Origin of the sequence: Owenweeksia hongkongensis DSM 17368 (genome assembly GCF_000236705.1) — a bacterium.
GTDB lineage: Bacteria > Bacteroidota > Bacteroidia > Flavobacteriales > Schleiferiaceae > Owenweeksia > Owenweeksia hongkongensis.
Map to the genome: position 1 here is coordinate 1,695,885 of NC_016599.1, position 18,293 is coordinate 1,714,177.

At 40.1% G+C, this 18,293-nt stretch carries 18 protein-coding genes; 7 read left to right on the top strand and 11 right to left on the bottom strand.

Translation table 11 applies throughout. The features are described from left to right. Positions 1-38: 38 nt before the first annotated feature. Genes rsfS through OWEHO_RS07730 form a run of 6 tightly spaced genes read left to right on the top strand, consistent with a single transcriptional unit; the run spans position 39 to position 4,959 of the window. Complete coding sequence (gene rsfS / locus OWEHO_RS07705; RefSeq protein ID WP_014201912.1) at positions 39-416, top strand: ribosome silencing factor; 378 nt, start codon at positions 39-41, stop codon at positions 414-416. 20 nt (positions 417-436) lie between these two features. Then, positions 437-2,512, top strand: a complete 2,076-nt coding sequence (gene ftsH / locus OWEHO_RS07710; RefSeq protein WP_014201913.1) for an ATP-dependent zinc metalloprotease FtsH — start codon at positions 437-439, stop codon at positions 2,510-2,512. A gap of 29 nt (positions 2,513-2,541) precedes the next feature. Continuing rightward, a complete protein-coding gene (locus tag OWEHO_RS07715) occupies positions 2,542-3,177 on the top strand; it encodes a LutC/YkgG family protein (RefSeq protein WP_014201914.1) in 636 nt (211 codons plus the stop codon). Between the two features lie 8 nt (positions 3,178-3,185). Beyond that, positions 3,186-4,004, top strand: coding sequence for a phosphatidate cytidylyltransferase (locus tag OWEHO_RS07720; RefSeq protein ID WP_169312769.1), 819 nt, complete (start codon positions 3,186-3,188; stop codon positions 4,002-4,004). After that, positions 4,001-4,660, top strand: a complete 660-nt coding sequence (locus tag OWEHO_RS07725; protein WP_014201916.1) for a phosphatidylserine decarboxylase family protein — start codon at positions 4,001-4,003, stop codon at positions 4,658-4,660. Before OWEHO_RS07720 ends, OWEHO_RS07725 begins: the two co-directional genes overlap by 4 nt. Positions 4,661-4,665: 5 nt before the next feature. Further along, complete coding sequence (locus tag OWEHO_RS07730; protein WP_014201917.1) at positions 4,666-4,959, top strand: acyl-CoA-binding protein; 294 nt, start codon at positions 4,666-4,668, stop codon at positions 4,957-4,959. A 1-nt stretch (position 4,960) separates the two neighbouring features. Here the strand turns inward: OWEHO_RS07730 and cmk are convergent, their stop codons facing one another. The 5 genes from cmk to OWEHO_RS07755 form a co-directional block, all read right to left on the bottom strand. Next, positions 4,961-5,653 carry a (d)CMP kinase gene (cmk, locus tag OWEHO_RS07735; protein WP_014201918.1) on the bottom strand — a complete coding sequence of 231 codons (693 nt, stop codon included), beginning with the start codon at positions 5,651-5,653 and terminating at the stop codon, positions 4,961-4,963. A gap of 8 nt (positions 5,654-5,661) precedes the next feature. Then, entirely contained in the window at positions 5,662-6,684 is a 1,023-nt protein-coding gene (gene porQ, locus OWEHO_RS07740; protein ID WP_014201919.1) for a type IX secretion system protein PorQ, read from the bottom strand. Positions 6,685-6,883: 199 nt separating this feature from the next. Next, positions 6,884-9,373: an endopeptidase La gene (lon, locus tag OWEHO_RS07745; protein ID WP_014201920.1), complete on the bottom strand. Its 2,490-nt coding sequence runs from the start codon at positions 9,371-9,373 to the stop codon at positions 6,884-6,886. A 92-nt stretch (positions 9,374-9,465) separates the two neighbouring features. Further along, positions 9,466-10,623 carry a GlmU family protein gene (locus OWEHO_RS07750; protein WP_014201921.1) on the bottom strand — a complete coding sequence of 386 codons (1,158 nt, stop codon included), beginning with the start codon at positions 10,621-10,623 and terminating at the stop codon, positions 9,466-9,468. Positions 10,624-10,746: 123 nt separating this feature from the next. Then, positions 10,747-10,998 (bottom strand): type B 50S ribosomal protein L31, encoded by a 252-nt coding sequence (locus tag OWEHO_RS07755; RefSeq protein ID WP_014201922.1) that lies wholly within the window; start codon positions 10,996-10,998, stop codon positions 10,747-10,749. A 143-nt stretch (positions 10,999-11,141) separates the two neighbouring features. Between OWEHO_RS07755 and OWEHO_RS07760 the strand changes: the two genes are divergently transcribed. Continuing rightward, a complete protein-coding gene (locus OWEHO_RS07760) occupies positions 11,142-12,623 on the top strand; it encodes a right-handed parallel beta-helix repeat-containing protein (RefSeq protein ID WP_014201923.1) in 1,482 nt (493 codons plus the stop codon). On the opposite strand, the gene OWEHO_RS07765 is transcribed toward OWEHO_RS07760, so the two are convergent. From OWEHO_RS07765 to dnaN, 6 genes are all read right to left on the bottom strand, one after another. After that, positions 12,620-13,288, bottom strand: a complete 669-nt coding sequence (locus OWEHO_RS07765; protein WP_014201924.1) for a DUF6089 family protein — start codon at positions 13,286-13,288, stop codon at positions 12,620-12,622. The two genes, OWEHO_RS07760 and OWEHO_RS07765, sit on opposite strands and share 4 nt — an antisense overlap. A 4-nt stretch (positions 13,289-13,292) precedes the next feature. Continuing rightward, complete coding sequence (gene yaaA, locus OWEHO_RS07770; protein ID WP_014201925.1) at positions 13,293-14,057, bottom strand: peroxide stress protein YaaA; 765 nt, start codon at positions 14,055-14,057, stop codon at positions 13,293-13,295. Positions 14,058-14,121: 64 nt separating this feature from the next. Next, entirely contained in the window at positions 14,122-14,490 is a 369-nt protein-coding gene (locus OWEHO_RS07775) for a toxin-antitoxin system YwqK family antitoxin (RefSeq protein ID WP_014201926.1), read from the bottom strand. 228 nt (positions 14,491-14,718) lie between these two features. After that, a complete protein-coding gene (pruA, locus tag OWEHO_RS07780; protein WP_014201927.1) occupies positions 14,719-16,350 on the bottom strand; it encodes an L-glutamate gamma-semialdehyde dehydrogenase in 1,632 nt (543 codons plus the stop codon). Between the two features lie 102 nt (positions 16,351-16,452). After that, on the bottom strand, positions 16,453-17,100 hold the full coding sequence (locus OWEHO_RS07785; protein WP_014201928.1) for a metallophosphoesterase family protein: 648 nt from the start codon (positions 17,098-17,100) through the stop codon (positions 16,453-16,455). Between the two features lie 16 nt (positions 17,101-17,116). Continuing rightward, a complete protein-coding gene (dnaN, locus tag OWEHO_RS07790) occupies positions 17,117-18,238 on the bottom strand; it encodes a DNA polymerase III subunit beta (RefSeq protein WP_014201929.1) in 1,122 nt (373 codons plus the stop codon). Positions 18,239-18,293: the final 55 nt, after the last annotated feature.

Genomic DNA, 18,293 nt, shown 5'->3' on the forward strand with positions numbered 1-18,293 from the left:
TATTTTCTATTTTTACAGGCTGTGACCAAAACAAGTAAATGATCAAAGAAAATCAAAAAAACAAGTTCCCCGAGCTTGTAGAAGCCATCAAGGATGGTATGGAAAATTTGAAGGCTTCAAATATCACCATTTTAGATCTTACCGAGTTGGAAAATTCCGTTTGTGATTACTTTATTATCTGCGATGCCAACTCAAACACGCAAGTGAGAGCGATTAGTAACAGTGTAGAAGATAACGTTCGTAAAACCCTGAATGAAAAGCCTTGGCATGTAGAAGGACTTGATAATTCTCAGTGGATTTTGATGGACTATGTTCATGTTGCGGCTCATGTTTTTCAAGCCGAAACCCGTGATTTTTATGATTTGGAAGGCCTGTGGGGCGATGCCAAAGTAACGGTGCTTGAAAACAATTTCTGATCTACTTTTTTAAAGAAACCATGGAGACAAAAGATAAAAAACAACTGGATAAACTTAAAGAACAGTTTTCCAAAAATAACGGTAAAGGAGGCGGAAAGAAGCCCGGTGGGCCAAATAAGCGCTTCAACTTTTACTGGGTATATGCAGCCATTTTTATAGCATTTATTGGCATTCAAATCTTTGGAAGCTTTAGCCAATCCAGCACTACTATAGACTTTAGAGAGTTTACATCTATGGTAGAAGATGGTGATGTGAGCAAAGTAAAAATTGTGAACGAAAAACAAATCCAAGTTTTCGTAAAGAAAGATGTGATTGCTGAAAAGGATAAGTACAAGGAGCTTAAAGACAACAACTTGGGTGGTGCTGCGCATTACACTTTTGAGATGCCATTTGAAGCTTTTAACACTAACCTTCGTGAGTTTTATGAGGAACATCCGGAAGCTGTAGAAAACAAACCCGTAGTTACTTACGAAGAGCAAAAAGATTACTGGGGCGACATTCTCGCCTGGACTTTTCCATTCATCCTTATGATTGCTATTTGGATTTTCATCATGCGCAGAATGAGCGGTGGTGGCGGTGGAGCTGGTGCTCAGATTTTCAATATTGGCAAATCTAAAGCACAGCTTTTTGACAAAAACACAAATGTAAAAATCACCTTTAAAGATGTAGCCGGATTGGAAGGCGCAAAAGAGGAGGTTGAAGAAATTGTTTCTTTTTTAAAAGACCCTGAAAAGTACACTAGCCTCGGTGGTAAAATCCCAAAAGGCGCACTACTTGTAGGCCCTCCCGGAACTGGTAAAACGCTTTTGGCGAAAGCCGTAGCTGGAGAAGCCAAGGTTCCTTTTTACTCTCTTTCAGGTTCTGACTTTGTAGAAATGTTTGTAGGAGTTGGAGCTTCTCGTGTTCGTGACTTGTTTAAGCAAGCCAAAGAAAAATCTCCTGCTATTATATTTATTGATGAGATTGATGCGATTGGTAGAGCTCGTGGTAAAAACTCTTTTAGTGGAGGTAATGATGAGCGCGAAAATACGCTTAACCAACTGCTTACTGAGATGGATGGTTTTGCTACCAAAGAACACGTAATTGTAATTGCTGCCACCAACCGTGCTGACGTATTGGACAGAGCACTTATGCGTGCCGGCCGTTTTGATCGTCAGATATTTGTAGATCTTCCAGATCTTAATGAGCGTAAGGAAATCTTTCAGGTTCACCTTAAGCCATTAAAGCTTGCTGAAAATTTGGATACTGAATTTTTAGCTAAGCAAACACCAGGTTTTTCTGGAGCTGATATTGCAAATGTTTGTAATGAGTCTGCACTTATTGCAGCTCGCAAAAACAAGAAAGCAATTGATCAGCAAGATTTTCTTGATGCTGTAGACCGTATAGTTGGCGGGCTTGAAAAGAAAAATAAAATCATCACGCAAGAGGAAAAGAAAGTGATTGCCTTTCACGAAGCAGGTCATGCTACTACCAGTTGGATGCTGGAACATGCTGCTCCATTGGTAAAAGTTACTATCGTTCCACGAGGCCGTTCATTAGGTGCTGCCTGGTATCTTCCTGAAGAAAGACAAATAACCAACACTGATCAGATTTTGGACGAGATGTGTGCTGCCCTTGGTGGTAGAGCTGCTGAAGAAATAGTGTTTGGTAAAATTTCTACCGGAGCACTTAGTGATCTAGAAAAAGTATATAAACAAGCTCGTGCCATGGTTACTGTATATGGCCTAAATGATAAGCTTGGAAACATCACTTATTACGACAGTCAAAACAATGACGATTACGGATTCAGTAAGCCTTACAGCGAAAAAACTGCACAGGTAATTGATGAAGAAATCAGTAAGATAATTGAGGCTCAATACATAAGAGCTAAGGAATTATTAACAAAGCACAAGGAAAAACTCTCTATCCTTGCCGACCTTCTGCTTGACAAAGAAGTTATCTTTAAGGAAAATTTAGAGGAAATTTTTGGCAAACGCCCCTGGAAAAATCAGGAAGAGAAAATCCAAGAACAAAAAGCAATAGAGAAAATCGAAGCTGACTTGGAAAGTTCTAAAACTGAGGAAGAAGAAGTATCATCACCGGGGGAAAATAGCTAGAAAAACCTCGCACAACCTTAAAAGTGCAAATGGCAGAATCTAAGAAGAAGACCGGTTTTTTTGGTAAATTTCTTAATGTGCTAAGTGGAAGGCCAGAGGAAAATTCTTCTGAGCCTGAAACTCAAAGCCTATTCAGCAGCTCTTCTAAAAAAGAGCCGGTTGACCTTTCTTTTGTAAAAAACTTTACCGCCTCTGGCGGTAAATTTCTTTATTGTGAGGAGGAAAAAGATGCCTATGAATTTCTTGCTCAAATAGCCAAGGAGTCCCATCTCAATTCCATCTTTTGCAATGAAAGTAACTTGCAATCTATTTTGCAAAAAGCTGGAATAAAAGTGCTGGCTGATGATGTAAAAAGTGCTGATGCCTTCTGCTCATCTTGCGAATATCTCATTTCGTTTAATGGTGGCATTATGATTACCGCCAACCAAACAATGGGAAATAAATTAAATGATCTTCCTGAAACCTTTATTACCGTAGCCCGCACCAGCCAGATTGTAGAGAATCTACGTTCGGGCCTTACCGGTATTCGTAATAAATATAGCGGAAACATCCCTTCGCAGATCACCACTATAAAAGGCCCAATAAAGGCCAGCGCCCCCGAAGAAGCTGGAGGTAGCACTTGTAACAAAGAAGTATATTTACTATTACTTGAAGACCAGCTCTGATGTCAAACATGTTTATACGTACTATCAGCGGGGTGCTGTATGTTGCCCTTGTAATTCTAACCACTTTTAGCGGAGAGTTTGGCCAGGTTTTCCTCTCGGCATTTTTAGTAATTGCCGCCATGACAGAATGGATGCAGTTTGACAAAGAAGCCAAGGACATATCATTTCCTACAGCACTAAGCATCGGTAGCATCTTTCTTTCCATCTACTGCTTTACAGGAATTTTTGATGTAGATGTGGAACAACTAAGATGGTTAAAAGCCCTACTTATTGTGATGCTGACCACCCTAATGATGAATTTAGCTTTTAATTCTAGAGACGTTCCTAAAAAACTCTTTCACACCATTTTTGGTTTGGTATATATCGGCTTTCCACTAATAGTTTTACCAATGCTGCCCCAGTACATGGGCGAAAATCAACCATGGATGCTGGCCTCAGTATTTATACTTATATGGTGTAATGACACCTTTGCTTATCTGTTTGGAAGAACATTTGGCAAACACAAACTTTATGAGCGTATTTCCCCCAACAAAACGTGGGAGGGTTTTATCGGTGGCGCCATATCAGCCCTTGTTGCCTCGACAATTATGTCCCACTACCTCACCTTTATGCCTATTGTGGGTTGGGTAGGTTTAGCCATAATTGTTTTGATATTTGGTACTGTAGGAGATTTGTTTGAATCATCTCTTAAGAGAAGCTTTGATAGAAAAGATAGTGGAAAATTCATGCCCGGGCACGGTGGTATTTTAGATCGTATTGACAGTCTTTTATTTACCTTGCCCCTCTCTTATTTTTACATTCGCATTATTGAAAATTTAGCCCAATGATAAGACTTCACACAGAAGGAAAAACTATCCTCTTTAGAGCATTGCTCATACTTGCCGTAATTAATGTAGCTGTGTTTTTGCTTTTTACCAATGAGTGGGTAGAAAACATTGTGCTAATTGTTTCAATCGTCATCTACGCATTAGTGCTTCAATTTTTTAGAAATCCTAAGCGCTACCATCAGGTAGATAATAATCAAGTGATAGCACCATGTGATGGCAAGGTGGTTGTAATTGAAGAAATTGACGAACAAGAATATTTTAAAGACAGAAGAATACAAATCAGTATTTTTATGTCACCTTTAAATGTACACGTAAATCGCTACCCTATTTCAGGATTGGTGAAATACGCAAAATATCATCCTGGTGCATATTTGGTGGCGTGGCACCCAAAGTCGAGCTTACTTAATGAACGTACCTCAGTAGTGGTAGAAAACCCAGAAGGAACACCTGTAATGTACAAGCAGATTGCTGGAGCATTGGCAAGAAGAATAATAATGTATGCCAAAGAGGGCGCAAAAGTATTGCAGGGTACTGACTCAGGATTTATTAAGTTTGGATCTCGTGTAGATATTATTTTACCGCTTGACGCAAATGTGTTGGTAAAAGTTGGAGACAAAGCTCGCGGAGGGGAGCAGATTTTAGCAGAACTAAAGTAAATTTGATGGCAAAGCTAGTAGTAATGGAGGACAAAAGTCTGGACACCGAATTTTGGAAGTATGTGGAAATTGGCAGCGGCCTTCCTCCTCAAACGGCAGACAACATGCTCATCGCTTACGCCTACTTTAAGCAAGGTACTATTGGTAACAATACCCACACCCGCCCTCACGAATCTTCCAACGTAATTGAAACTTTCAAGCATGACGCCTGGTACCGCCTTCAAGGCATGCCCAAAGAAGAAGCCATGCAAAAGTATATTGACACTATAAAGTTATTGGAGAAAGAAGGCGGTGAGTAAGTTAAGTAGTAGCCAAAGTTTCTTTAGCCCAATTTAGGCCAATTTCCAGCTGCTCTTTTAAGCTTAGTTCAGAGTTATCCAAAAGACGAGCATCTTCTGCTTGCATCAAAGGGCTGTCTTCGCGAGTACTATCAATCAAATCGCGCTGCATAAGGTTAGCTTCCACTTCTTGTTTGGTTACATCCTTTCCTCTACGGATAAGTTCACCATGTCTGCGTGAAGTACGCACCGCTTGTCTTGCTGTTACAAATATTTTGAGCTCTGCATCAGGCATTACCACCGTACCAATGTCGCGGCCATCCATTACCACCTCCTTTTTGCCAGCCATTTTTTGCTGAGCCTTCACCAAAAACTTTCGCACTTCTGAAATAGAAGCTACATCGCTCACGTACTTAGCAACTTCCAATTCACGAATTTCTTCCTCTACATCTTCACCATTTAAGTGTAAATCGGAGGCTCCTCGTTCACGATTGAAAATGAACTCTAAATGCATATCTTCTAGATAATCAGCAAGATTTTCGGCAATTCGGCCATTTTTGATAAGGCCATTTTTGAGGGCATAAAGAGTGACGCCTCTATACATTGCTCCGCTATCTACATAGCGATATCCAAGTGCTGCTGCTAAATCTTTGGCAAGTGTACTTTTTCCTGTAGAAGAATAGCCATCTACGGCTATATTGATAGATTTAGGCATGGCCCGCTTTACTTTTTAAAGTCACCAAGATTAGTGACCAAACTAAAATTGTTGGCACCTCCGGCAACGTGATACATATTTCGAGCGTAGTTAATTCTAAATTTTGAAATTTTCAAGCCCAAGCCAAAAGAAAATCCTGCTGAAGTCCTTCTGGTATCCAAATTAAGCTCTTGTCTTTTTCTAAAATTATACCCAAACTGGATGTTGAAACTCTTAGTAGGCGCGAACTCAGCACCAATTACTAAGTGTCGCAATACGTTATTCATCACACCCGGCTTATCTTCTTCTATTTCTCCTGTAAGGCTATTCACTTTTACATTACTGGGGTCATCATACCTCAGGTCCCAAGTTTCCAACTGCTCCCATGTAAGTGACCACCTTAGCGGTAAATGCTCAAATCTATTGCTAATACCTAATTGTAATTCAAACGGAAGTTTTTCTCTTTGTGCATCATAGGCATTAAACTGGAATCCTATATTTTTTGCCACCAAGGCAATAGAAAGTCTCTTTCGCGGAATTTGATAAGTAGCTGCTAAATCCAGTGCCATCCCTGTAGACGAGTAAGCTTCAAGAGTAGAGTTTATCACTTTTAAGTTTGCACCAAAACTCCAATTGGTGTCTAACTGATAACCATAACCAATGGTGAGGGCTACATCTGCTCCGCCAAATTCTCCAGCTCTTATACCCAAGGTATTTGCTCTGTCAAAATCACCATAATCTAAATAGCGTAAGCCAATTGAAAACGTACCAATACTATCATAATGACGCGCGTAGGTTACATCTCCTAGCAAAATATCACTTAGATAATCTACCATGCTGATACTAACCTGACCGCTCATTTCTTTATTGAGAAGCGAAGGATTCCATAGGGCAAAATTTACGTCTTGCTCAGTATTAGCAATAGCTACTCCTCCTTGCCCCGCCACACGAGCCGAAGGAACAATGTTCAGAAATTGGTAAGCATTTTGACCACCAATTTGGGCACTGAGTGTACCGGATAAAAGAATAAGCAGCGATAGCAGTTTCTTCATAAATGCGAAAATATCTATTTATAGCTAATGGCAAGCTAAATATCTAAATCAGATTATAGAACGTACAAGGTTCAATTAAATTACCACCGTTTTATTTTCCAACAGCATTTTTTGATTTAGCTTTATAAAACAATAGCCCCATGAAGTTCATGGGGCTATCTTATATATCTTAAAGAGTAAACTCCTTTAATTCGCTATCCTAAGCTTGTTTCAAACCAATTGGCCTTTTATCAGACATGTCAATTGCATTTTTCACAGGTTTATCCGTCAATGCAAATTTTATCACATCCATCATATTCTCAACATAATGGAAGTTCAACCCTTCCAAATAGTCAGCACGGATTTCCTCGATATCCTTTCTGTTATCTTCACAAAGAATGATATTTTGAATATCAGCACGCTTGGCAGCAAGAATCTTTTCCTTAATACCTCCTACTGGCAGTACTTTTCCACGAAGAGTTATTTCACCAGTCATAGCTGTCTTTTCACGCACTTGCTTTTGAGCAAATAGCGAAGCCAAAGAAGTTAAAATTGTAATACCGGCTGAAGGTCCATCTTTTGGTGTGGCACCTTCAGGGAAGTGAATATGCACATCCCATTGGTCAAACAAGTTGTAATTGATGTTAAATTCATCAGCGTGGGCCTTCAAATATGCCATAGCTATGATAGCCGATTCCTTCATCACATCCCCCAAGTTTCCGGTCACGGTAAGCTTACCTTTCCCTTTGCTCAATGATGATTCAATAAAAAGAATAGCGCCACCAACGGGCGTCCAGGCAAGGCCCGTAACCACCCCTGCAATATCATTACCTTGGTATTTGTCTTTATTAAAACGCTCTGGCCCCAACACTTCCTTCACATCAGAAACCTTTAGCTTCTTGATGTAATCCTTCTCCATGGCTACATTTTTGGCCGCATAGCGAGCCACTTTAGCCATCACTTTATCAAGGCCACGTACACCTGATTCACGGGTGTAGTTGTCTACGATATATTCAAGCACTTTCTTGTCAGCAGATAAATCTTTTGGCTTAATACCATGCTCTTTAAGCTGCTTTGGCAAAAGGTGTCTCTTTGCAATTTCCACCTTCTCCTCTACCGTGTAGCCATTTATTTCAATGATTTCCATTCTATCGCGAAGCGCGGGGTGAATCGAACTCAAATTATTAGCTGTAGCAATAAACATCACCTTGCTCAGGTCATAGCCCAACTCCAGGTAGTTATCATAAAATTCACTGTTTTGCTCAGGGTCAAGCACCTCAAGCATGGCAGATTGTGGGTCACCATGCCCTCCTCCACTTGCTAATTTATCTATCTCATCCAGCACAAAAACCGGATTTGACGTACCAGCTTTCTTTATGCTTTGAATCAATCGGCCAGGCATGGCGCCAATGTAGGTTTTGCGGTGTCCACGGATTTCTGCTTCATCACGCATTCCACCAAGAGACATACGAATATACTCGCGTCCCAAAGCTTCGGCTACAGATTTTCCAAGACTGGTTTTACCAACTCCCGGAGGGCCGTATAAGCAAAGGATTGGCGCCTTCATATCACCCTTTAGCTTAAGCACAGCAAGGTGTTCCAAAATACGCTCCTTCACTTTTTCCAAACCGTAATGATCGCGGTCTAGTATTTTTTCCGCTTTCGCTAAATCAAAAGTGTCCTTTGAATATTCATTCCAGGGCAGGTCGAGCATAAACTCCAAATAGTTGCGCTGAATGCTAAATTCAGGAACCTGTGGATTGATGCGCTGTATTTTTTTCAATTCCTTTTCAAAAACCTCCTTAATATTATCCGGCCACTTTTTCTTTTCGGCACGGGCACGCATTTCTTCAATTTCTTCCTCCGAAGTATTTCCTCCAAGCTCTTCCTGAATCTGCTTCATCTGCTGATGCAAAAAGTACTCGCGCTGCTGCTGATCAAACTCGGTTTTTACCTTGCTTTGGATTTCATTCTTCATCTCCAACATGCGAAGCTCATCATGTAGATGCTTCAATACCATATTGGCGCGCTCCTTCATGTCTCGGATTTCCAAAAGCTCCTGCTTCGCATCCACATCCAAATTCATATTGGATGAAATAAAGTTTAGCAAGAAAGTATCGCTCTCAATATTCTTTAAGGCGAAAGCCGCTTCACTAGGAATATTTGGCGATTCCTTAATAATCTTAAGCGCCATATCCTTAATGGAATCAATAAGTGCCGCAAACTTTTGATTGTCTTTGCGTACTTTCTTTTCAGTAAGAATAGTAACGCGGGCCTTCATATAAGGCTCTTCTTCCGTTACCTCTTCTACTTCAAATCGCTTTTTCCCTTGAATGATAACAGTGGTGTTTCCATCAGGCATTTTAAACATTCGTACTATGCGGGCAACGGTTCCTACACCATAAATATCCTCCTTTCCAGGATCTTCATTGTTGCCATCTTTTTGGCTCACTACACCAATCAGGGTTTTATCCTTATTGGCTTGTTGCAAAAGTTGAATTGATTTATCGCGACCTGCTGTGATAGGAATTACCACACCTGGAAAAAGCACTGTATTTCGTAATGGTAAGATCGCAAGTGTTTCTGGCACCTCTTCCTTCTCCATGTTGTCCTCATCATCATGAGTCATTAACGGAATAAATTCCGTGTCTTCACTTATCACCTGATCCAATGACAAGCTGTCCATATCAAAAATATCTCTGGATTTCATTCTTTGATTTTTTGAGCCATTATGTCACGCAAAAGGCGCAACCTTAATAGAGCCCTATGTAAGTCAATTGGTGTGCCAAAAGGCCTACCTAATTATCGAGAAGCCTTGGTGGTATCGTAAACATGCTGAAGAATAGAACGTTCATTTTCGTCAAGCTCAATTTTTCTGCGCTCCATTACCCTTCCGGCTGTGGCCAGGGCTTTGTCCAATTTATAATCAACAAAACCTCCGGAACCTCCCCAACTAAATGATGGAATAAAGTTGCGGGGAAAACCTCCTCCATAAATATTGGCACTTACGCCAACCACGGTTCCTGTGTTAAACATGGTGTTGATTCCACATTTAGAATGGTCACCCATCATAAGACCACAAAACTGAAGGCCCGTACGCTCAAAGCCACCGCGAACGTAGCTCCAAATACGCACTTCATCATAGTTATTCTTAAGGTTAGAATTGTTGGTATCCGCTCCAATATTGCACCACTCTCCAATTACGGAGTTACCCAAAAAGCCATCATGCCCCTTGTTGCTGTAGCCAAATATTACCGAATTATTTACCTCACCACCTACTTTACTGTGAGGTCCAATAGTAGTAGGGCCATATATTTTTGCGCTAAGCTTAAGTTGAGAATGCTCACCCAAAGCCAAGCCTCCTCGTACTACAGAACCCTCCATCACCGAACTATCCTTTCCTAAATAGATTGCTCCGCTTTTGGTATTAAATACAGCACATTCAGCCTCCACGCCTTCTTCAACAAAAATGCGATCGCCAATTACAGTGTTGGTTTCACTTAATGGTTGCGACTTTCTTCCTTTGGTGATAAGGTCAAAATCGGATTCAAGCTCTGCTCCATTCAAAGAGAATATTTTCCATGGGCGATCAATAAGGTTGAATTCGCCTTCAAAACTTACCGCTTCAAGATTTGACTCCAAATCCTGACCTTCCAGTTTTGCGGCAAGGAAAGTGTCGCCAGCTACAAGTTTTTGCCCGAGCTTGAGATCACCTACAGCTTTCGCTAAAGCATCATTCGCACAAAGAGCACTATTTATAAAAAGATTATCAGCACCAGTATTCATTGGGTATTTACCCTGAAGGTACTCTTCCGTTTGCCACGAATAATTTCCCTCAATGCGCTTTTCCCACTTTTCCCTTAGGGTAATAATACCTACTCTGATTTCAGAAACAGGTCGTGTAAAAGTGAATGGTAGAAGGTGATTACGTGACGGGCCGTCAAAGAGTATAATATTCATGAATGCTAATTTTAATAAACGAGAGGGCTAATTTAAATGAAAGGAAGAAGGAATACCTATAAAAGCAAAACCCCGATTAATAAAATTAACCGGGGTTTAAAATTTATGCTAAAAAAGTAAATCTTACTTTTTGAATTTCGCGTAACGGTTGCGGAACTTGTCTACACGTCCTGCAGAATCCACAAGCTTCATCTTACCAGTATAGAAAGGGTGAGAAGTAGCAGAGATTTCCACTTTGAACAATGGATAAGTTTCACCGTCCTTTTCAATAGTATCCTTAGTCTCTAAGCATGAGCGAGTAAGGATCTCTTCGCCAGTACCCATGTCTTGGAATACTACAAAGCGATAGTTGTCTGGATGTATGTCTTTTTTCATAATACTTTAGTTTCTTTGCGCTAGGATTTTGCCCAGCCTTTTAAAGGGCTGCAAATATAGAACAAGCTATTTTTATAGGCAACCTTTTGATTTAAAGAATTTCACTCCTCAAAATATTGGTCGCAACTGACCGTTTCATTAAGATGAAAAAACTTTTCCTACTTATTGCATTTATAAGTTTAGCTCTATACTCATGCCGCAAAGATGAGCCTGTAGCCAGTAACGGGGTGAATTTAAAATTTTCTACCGATACTGTTTTCCTTGATACCGTATTTACATCTATCGGTTCTAGCACTTACAATCTTAGAGTATTCAATCCAAGTGAAGATAAGGTGATTTTGGATCGGGTATATATTAACAACCCAGCAGGGTTTTACACCATGAACGTGAACGGCACAGCTGGTAATGACCTAAAGGATGTAGAAATTTTAGGAAAAGATAGTATCCACATTTTTGTGGAGGTAAAGCATAACAAGAAGCCTACTTCATTAAACTTTATTGCTGAAGACAGCATAATATTTGTGAATAAGGGAACCACCCAAAATGTAAAGCTTGTCACCACCGTCCGTGATGCATACTTTCACTTTCCCACAAGTTTTGTACTTATTGACGGTATCCCTATTCCTTATTCCATTATAGCCCCTGAAAATCAAACTACCACTTGGTCAAATGACAAACCCCATGTAGTATATGGTTACGGTGTAGTTGACGAGAATGCAAACTTTAACATTCCGGCTGGAACCGAGGTTTACTTTCATCAAAACAGTGGTATGTGGGTATTTGAAGGTGCTACCTTAAAAATTGCTGAAAATGCTATTTCAGGAATTGGAGACTCGGTAATTTTTGCAGGAGACAGACTAGAGCCGTTTTATGAAGATGTGCCCGGTCAATGGGGTGGTGTGCTTGGAGGCCTATTTATTCAAGGAAATAGTGGGAACCACATCATTAATAATACTGTTATAAAAAACGCAACTACCGCACTTAGGTTGGATAGTAATGTAAGTTCGCTCACCACGCTTACCAATTCTTATATTCTCAACTCTTCGCGAGTAGGTATTTATGGTGGGTTTGGAAACCTAAAGGCTGAAAACGTGGTGGTAGCCAACGCTGGCGTCCATCTTCTATATGCTTTTGGCGGGAGCTATGATTTTACCAATAGTACTTTTGCCAACTATTGGCAAGGTGGCACTCGTTCTGGTGGAGGTGTAACACTGAGCAATTATTTGGAGCTAGTGGATGAAAACAACAAGACCTACCGTTTGGTACGAGATTTAAATCAGGCAAATTTTAGCAACTGTTTAATTGTAGGAAACAATCAAGAAGAGCTATCTATACTAGAGGACAACAGTGGAGCTTTGGAATACTTCTTACAATATAATATGATTGACATCTTTGATGATGTAGATGATAGAGCGTATGATATTGATGATCAGACACACTTTCAAAACAATCTATATAATAAGGAACCAGGCTTTATAAATGCCTCAGAAAACATATACGCGCTGGATTCCGCTTCGCAAGCTACGGATCAGGGAACTGTAAGTAGGCAAACACCCATTGACATCATTGGATATCCACGCTTGGATGGACAACCTGATTTGGGAGCTTACGAAAGAAAATACTAGAAAAGTGCTTTACTGAAGCTGATATTTATGCCTCCGTAACTATCATTTTTGCCTTGCAAACCCGGAGTTTTGTTCATGATTCCATCTAAGTTATCAGCACCAGAGTTGTGTACCTGAACACCCAGCGTAAGAATGTAATCATACGATACTCGGAATTTCACTCCAGTACCAGCGAAAAAGTTAACACCACTGTAAGCATCCGGCTCCACGTCAAATTCATCAGGATATGTTTTTGCAGCATTTGGAGTAGGATTATAGGCTAAAAATCCTGCACCTCCCCTAAGATAAATCGTGAACTTTCTATCCAAATGATACTTTCCAAACTTAATTAGGTTCACTTCTACAAAAGGATTTACCTGAAACATATCCGTTTTTACAGACAGACCTCTTGTTTGATTGTTGTGATTCTCATCATTAGCCACCGTCCAGCCATAGCTTGCCATTATTCCTAGTGCAAACCAATCATTAAAATGACGCTCGGCAAAGGCAGAAAAGTTTGGTCGAACTTCGGCCAGTAAAGCACCCGCACTTGTGGTGTTGGCAATTTCACTTTTCTGATTGAGGGTTCCAATACCAATACCCAACTCTGAATACGCGGTACGAGCCTGGCCAAATAAACTTCCGCCAATACCCATCACCACTAAAAATGACCAAATTTTCTTCATTCTGTTATTTTTTATCTCTCAAAAATACATAATTACCTTCGGTGGATTCCTTTGCATCAAAATAGTATCCATCAGTGTCAAACTTCTTTAAGTCTTCGGCTGTGCTAATTCTATTTTTCACAATAAAATCTGCCATTAAGCCTCTTGCCTTCTTCGCAAAGAAGCTAATTATTTTAAACTTACCATTTGAAAAATCCTTGAACTCAACGTTCAACACCTGATTCTTCACCTTTGCTTTTTCAACGGCCTTAAAGTACTCTATGCTAGCAAGGTTTACAATAAGCTCTTCACTATCAATATTTTCCTTAAAGTAGGCTTTTATCTTATCCTGCCAAAAGTGATACAGGTCTTCCCTTCGTCCCACCTTTAGCCAAGTTCCCATCTCTAACCTGTAAGGCATTATCAAATCTGAAGGTTTCAAAATACCATATAAGCCTGAAAGAATACGAACATGCTCGTTGGCAAAACTCATGTCCTGCTCATTCCAATTTTCGGCTTGCAAGCCAACATATACATCACCTTTAAAACTAAATACTGCCTGCTTCACATTTTCATTGTGCTCCGCATTCCATTGCTGGTTGCGATCATAATTTAGTGAGGCCAGTTGCGTGCTAATACCTTGAAGTTCCATCAGTTTTTTCCTGGAAACTTTCTTTAGCTTGGCATTTACTTTTTGAGACTCTTCCAAAAACACAGGCTTGGTAACCTCCCCTATTTGCACATCTTTTTCAAAGTCAAGGGTTTTGGCTGGCGAAAGAAATAATATCATATAGTATAAACTAAAAAAGGTGCCTCAAATTGAGACACCTTCAAAATTAAATTTTTTAATGAGTTTACTTATCCGCTACATTATTTTCTTCCAACTTCCAGCGATTAGAGTTTTGAAGATAATTATCAGCATAAACTAGTTCGTACATTACTTCGCCTTCATCAGACCATACAAACCATTTTCCTTCTTTTTTGCCGTTTTCGTAAAACGCTTCAATCTTCACGCTTCCGTCTCTCTTGTATTCTACCCAACGACCATCGGCTACATTATTAGCAAAAGTTCCTTGTTCCCTCACTGCTCCATTCTCATAGTAGCGAGTTACCATCACTTTATCTCCTTTGCGGGTATATTCGTCTTTTATCTCTTGAGCTTGAGTAGGTACTGCAAACAGGAAAACCATCATCACGCTCAATATTTTTGTCATTGCTTTCATCTGTTCCTGATTTAAATTATTCTTAACAAATATACCCAATAATTCACTTTGAGTAAACCTTCTCTTAACATTGAGATAACATTGAAAAACCAAAACACTAGCTACCAATGGTTTAGCCTCAAAAACTTAACATTGAAACATAAAAATTTAACATTGGAGCCTACAAAAAAAGCCGGATGTTGCATAAACACCCGGCTTTTGTATGTATTATTTGTTAGTTTCTAAAGACTAATCTTCACCTAAAAAGGCGTAGCGATAATCAGTAGGACTAACAAAAGTTTCCTTAATAGTACGTGGACTTACCCAACGCAATAGGTTAAGCATAGAACCAGCCTTATCATTGGTTCCTGAAGCTCTACCTCCACCAAATGGCTGCTGACCTACAACAGCTCCGGTTGGCTTATCATTGATGTAAAAGTTACCCGCTGCATTTCTTAAGCGATGTGCAGTTTCAGCAACAACAGCTTTGTCTTTGCAGAAAATAGCTCCTGTAAGACCATAAATAGAAGTATTATCTACCAACTCAACAGTAGCATCGTATTCATTTTCGTCATATACATATACTGTAAGTACTGGTCCAAAAAGCTCTTCGCACATGGTAGTGTACTTAGGATCTTTTGCCAAGATTACCGTAGGTTCTACAAAGTATCCTACAGATTTATCATAGTTACCACCAGCAATGATTTCAGCATTTGCATCAGCTTTAGCTCCATCAATAAATGAGGCCAACTTATCAAAAGAAGCTTCGTGAATTACTGCATTTACAAAATTGGTAAAGTCTCTAGGAGTACCCATTTTGATGTCTTTCAAGTCAGCAATCATATACTTCTTCACATCCTCCCATATATTAGAAGGAACATAAGCACGAGAAGCCGCACTACATTTTTGACCTTGGAATTCAAAAGCACCACGAACCATTGCAGTAGAAACTTGCTTGGCATCAGCTGAAGGATGAGCAAGGATAAAATCCTTACCGCCAGTTTCTCCAACTATACGTGGATAAGTTTTGTACTTATCAATATTGTTACCAATGGTCTTCCATATATTTTTGAAAACTGTAGTACTTCCTGTGTAGTGAAGTCCAGCAAAATCTTTGTGACCAAATACGATATCAGCTGTTTCCTGAGGATCGGTGGCAATCATGTTGATTACACCAGCTGGAACACCAGCTTCTGTAAAAATTTCCATCAACACATGTGCAGAATACATCTGGCTGTAAGAAGGCTTCCAAACCACAGTGTTACCCAACATTGCCATAGAGGTAGGCAAGTTTCCAGCAATAGCTGTAAAGTTGAATGGAGAAATTGCAAAGGTGAATCCTTCTAAAGCTCTGTACTCTGTACGGTTCCACACACCTTCAGAAGATTCTGGCTGCTGGCTATATAGCTCAGCCATATATTGTACGTTAAAACGTAAAAAGTCAATTGTTTCACAAGCTGCATCAATTTCAGTTTGCATTGCGTTTTTACCCTGACCAATCATGGTAGCTGCATTGATTCTATCGCGGTAAGGCCCGGCAATAAGATCTGCTGCTTTTAAGAAAATTGCAGCTCTGTGCTCCCATGGTAATCTTTCCCAACCTTCTTTAGCAGCAAGTGCAGCATCAATAGCTTGATGTACATGATCAGCAGTACCCAAGTGATAAGAACCTAAATCATGCTGATGGTCTTGTGGAGAAATTACGCGCTGAGTGTTACCTGTAGTTACATTTTTGCCAGCAATTACCATTGGGATGTCAAGCTTCTGGTTCCACATTTCATCGTAGGCTTTTTGCAAGCTTTCGCGCTCTGGGGTGCCTGGCGCATAAGAGTTTACCGGCTCATTTACCGCTAAGGGAATATCGTAATATCCTTTGGACATATCTCGTTGATTTAGAAATTAATAAAGTGGCCACAAAATTAGTATTCTAATGAGGACTGGCAAGTGATAAAACCATGGTGATTAACACAGTCTATTAAGAGTCTATTTTCTTTTGTCTTCAGGGTGTGTTTTCACCCGAACTGCTTTTAGCATTTCTCCTTTTGGAGACAAACGTATGGCGGAAAGATATTTCTTTGTCCAGGCCCCCGTATCTATATACCAAGCATTTTCACGAGGTACAAACACAGGTTTATCTCCTGCCACAATAGAGTGTCCTTTCACCTGAAGCTTTTTCAAACATTTCAAAGGACCTTTATTATAAAGTACGCCTGTTTTATTTTCTGCAGAAAAAGGGTTGATACCGTTTTTGGCAACTCCGGCATGGGTAACTAAGATGTCATCATTTTCCCAGCCTAAGGGCAGATGAGTAAACCATTTTCTCAATGACTTTACTTTCATCCCTTGAGCTAAAGCATCCCTTTGCAACAGGGCATTCTCTAAATCACGAGGGTGCTCCAGGTTGTCTTTCACAAACTGCTGTTCGTGATTACCTCTTAGCATCACCACATAATCGCCATGCTTAGCCTGCAGCTGCTGCCAATATTTGATGCATTCTATGGAATGAGACCCTTTATTTACCATATCTCCGAGCTGTATGAGCAACTCGTTTTCCACATCCCAGTGTTCCTCCACTAGTTGTTTTAAAGTATGATAGCATCCATGAACGTCACCAATCACCAGTAAATTCATAGGGAACGATAGCTTTTTAGCTATTCAACATCACTGGCATAACCAGCATCAAAATATCTTCGCCTTCTTCAAGGCCATCATTAGGTAAAATGATACCCGCACGATTTGGCGCAGACATTTCCAGGGTAACTACATCTGAATCAAGGTTGCTAAGCATTTCATTTAAGAAACGGCTATTAAAGCCAATTTCCATATCCTCACCGCTATAATTACAGCTAAGACGTTCATGAGCTTTATTAGAAAAGTCAAGATCCTCAGCGGAAAGCTGCAACTCCGAGCCAGCAATTTTTAGGCGAACTTGATGGGTAGTTTTATTAGAGAAAATAGCTACACGCTTAGCCGAGCTAAGAAACGTGGTTCGCTCAATCTCCATGGTATTAGGATTTTCTTTAGGGATTACCGCTTCGTAGTTTGGATACTTTCCATCAATCAACCTACAGGTAAGAATGATGTTTTCAAACTCAAAGCGCGCATTGGTTTCATTGTAGTGAATAGTAACCTCCTCGCCTATAGAAGCCAAGGTAGACTTCAAAATAGTAAGTGGCTTACGTGGCATAATAAACTCTGCTGTTTGATCACTCTTCAAATCATTTCTGCGGTAACGCACCAACTTGTGTGCATCTGTAGCAACAAAGGTTAGACTATCGCTACTAAACTGAAAAAACACACCCGACATTACTGGACGAAGCTCATCATTACCAGCTGCAAAAAGCGTTTTAGTAATAGCATTCGCCATAATTTCCCCAGGGATTACGGTGGTGCTTACGTCTTCCATTTCTGGAAGTTTCGGAAATTCTTCACCTTCTACAAAAGCCAATGAATACTTACCATAGTCCGAGCTCATCTCCAATGAGTTTGTCTTTGGATCAAGCACAAAAGTTACTGGTTGCTCTGGCAAAGCTTTTAGTCCGTCAAGCAATAGACGGGCCGGGATGGCGGCCAGACCTTCATCTTCACTATCTACCTCAAGGGTAGCGCTAATGGTTGTTTCCAAATCACTTGCAGAAAGGGTAAGTTCATTCTGCTTTAGATCAAAAAGAAAATTATCAAGAATGGCCAGGGTATTGTTATTATTCAATACTCCGCCTACAATTTGCAGTTGCTTTAATAATGCTCCGCTGGAAACGATAAACTTCATGGGACTATGTATTTTAATTGACCTTGGTTAGGTTAAAGAGCAAATATAATTTGAA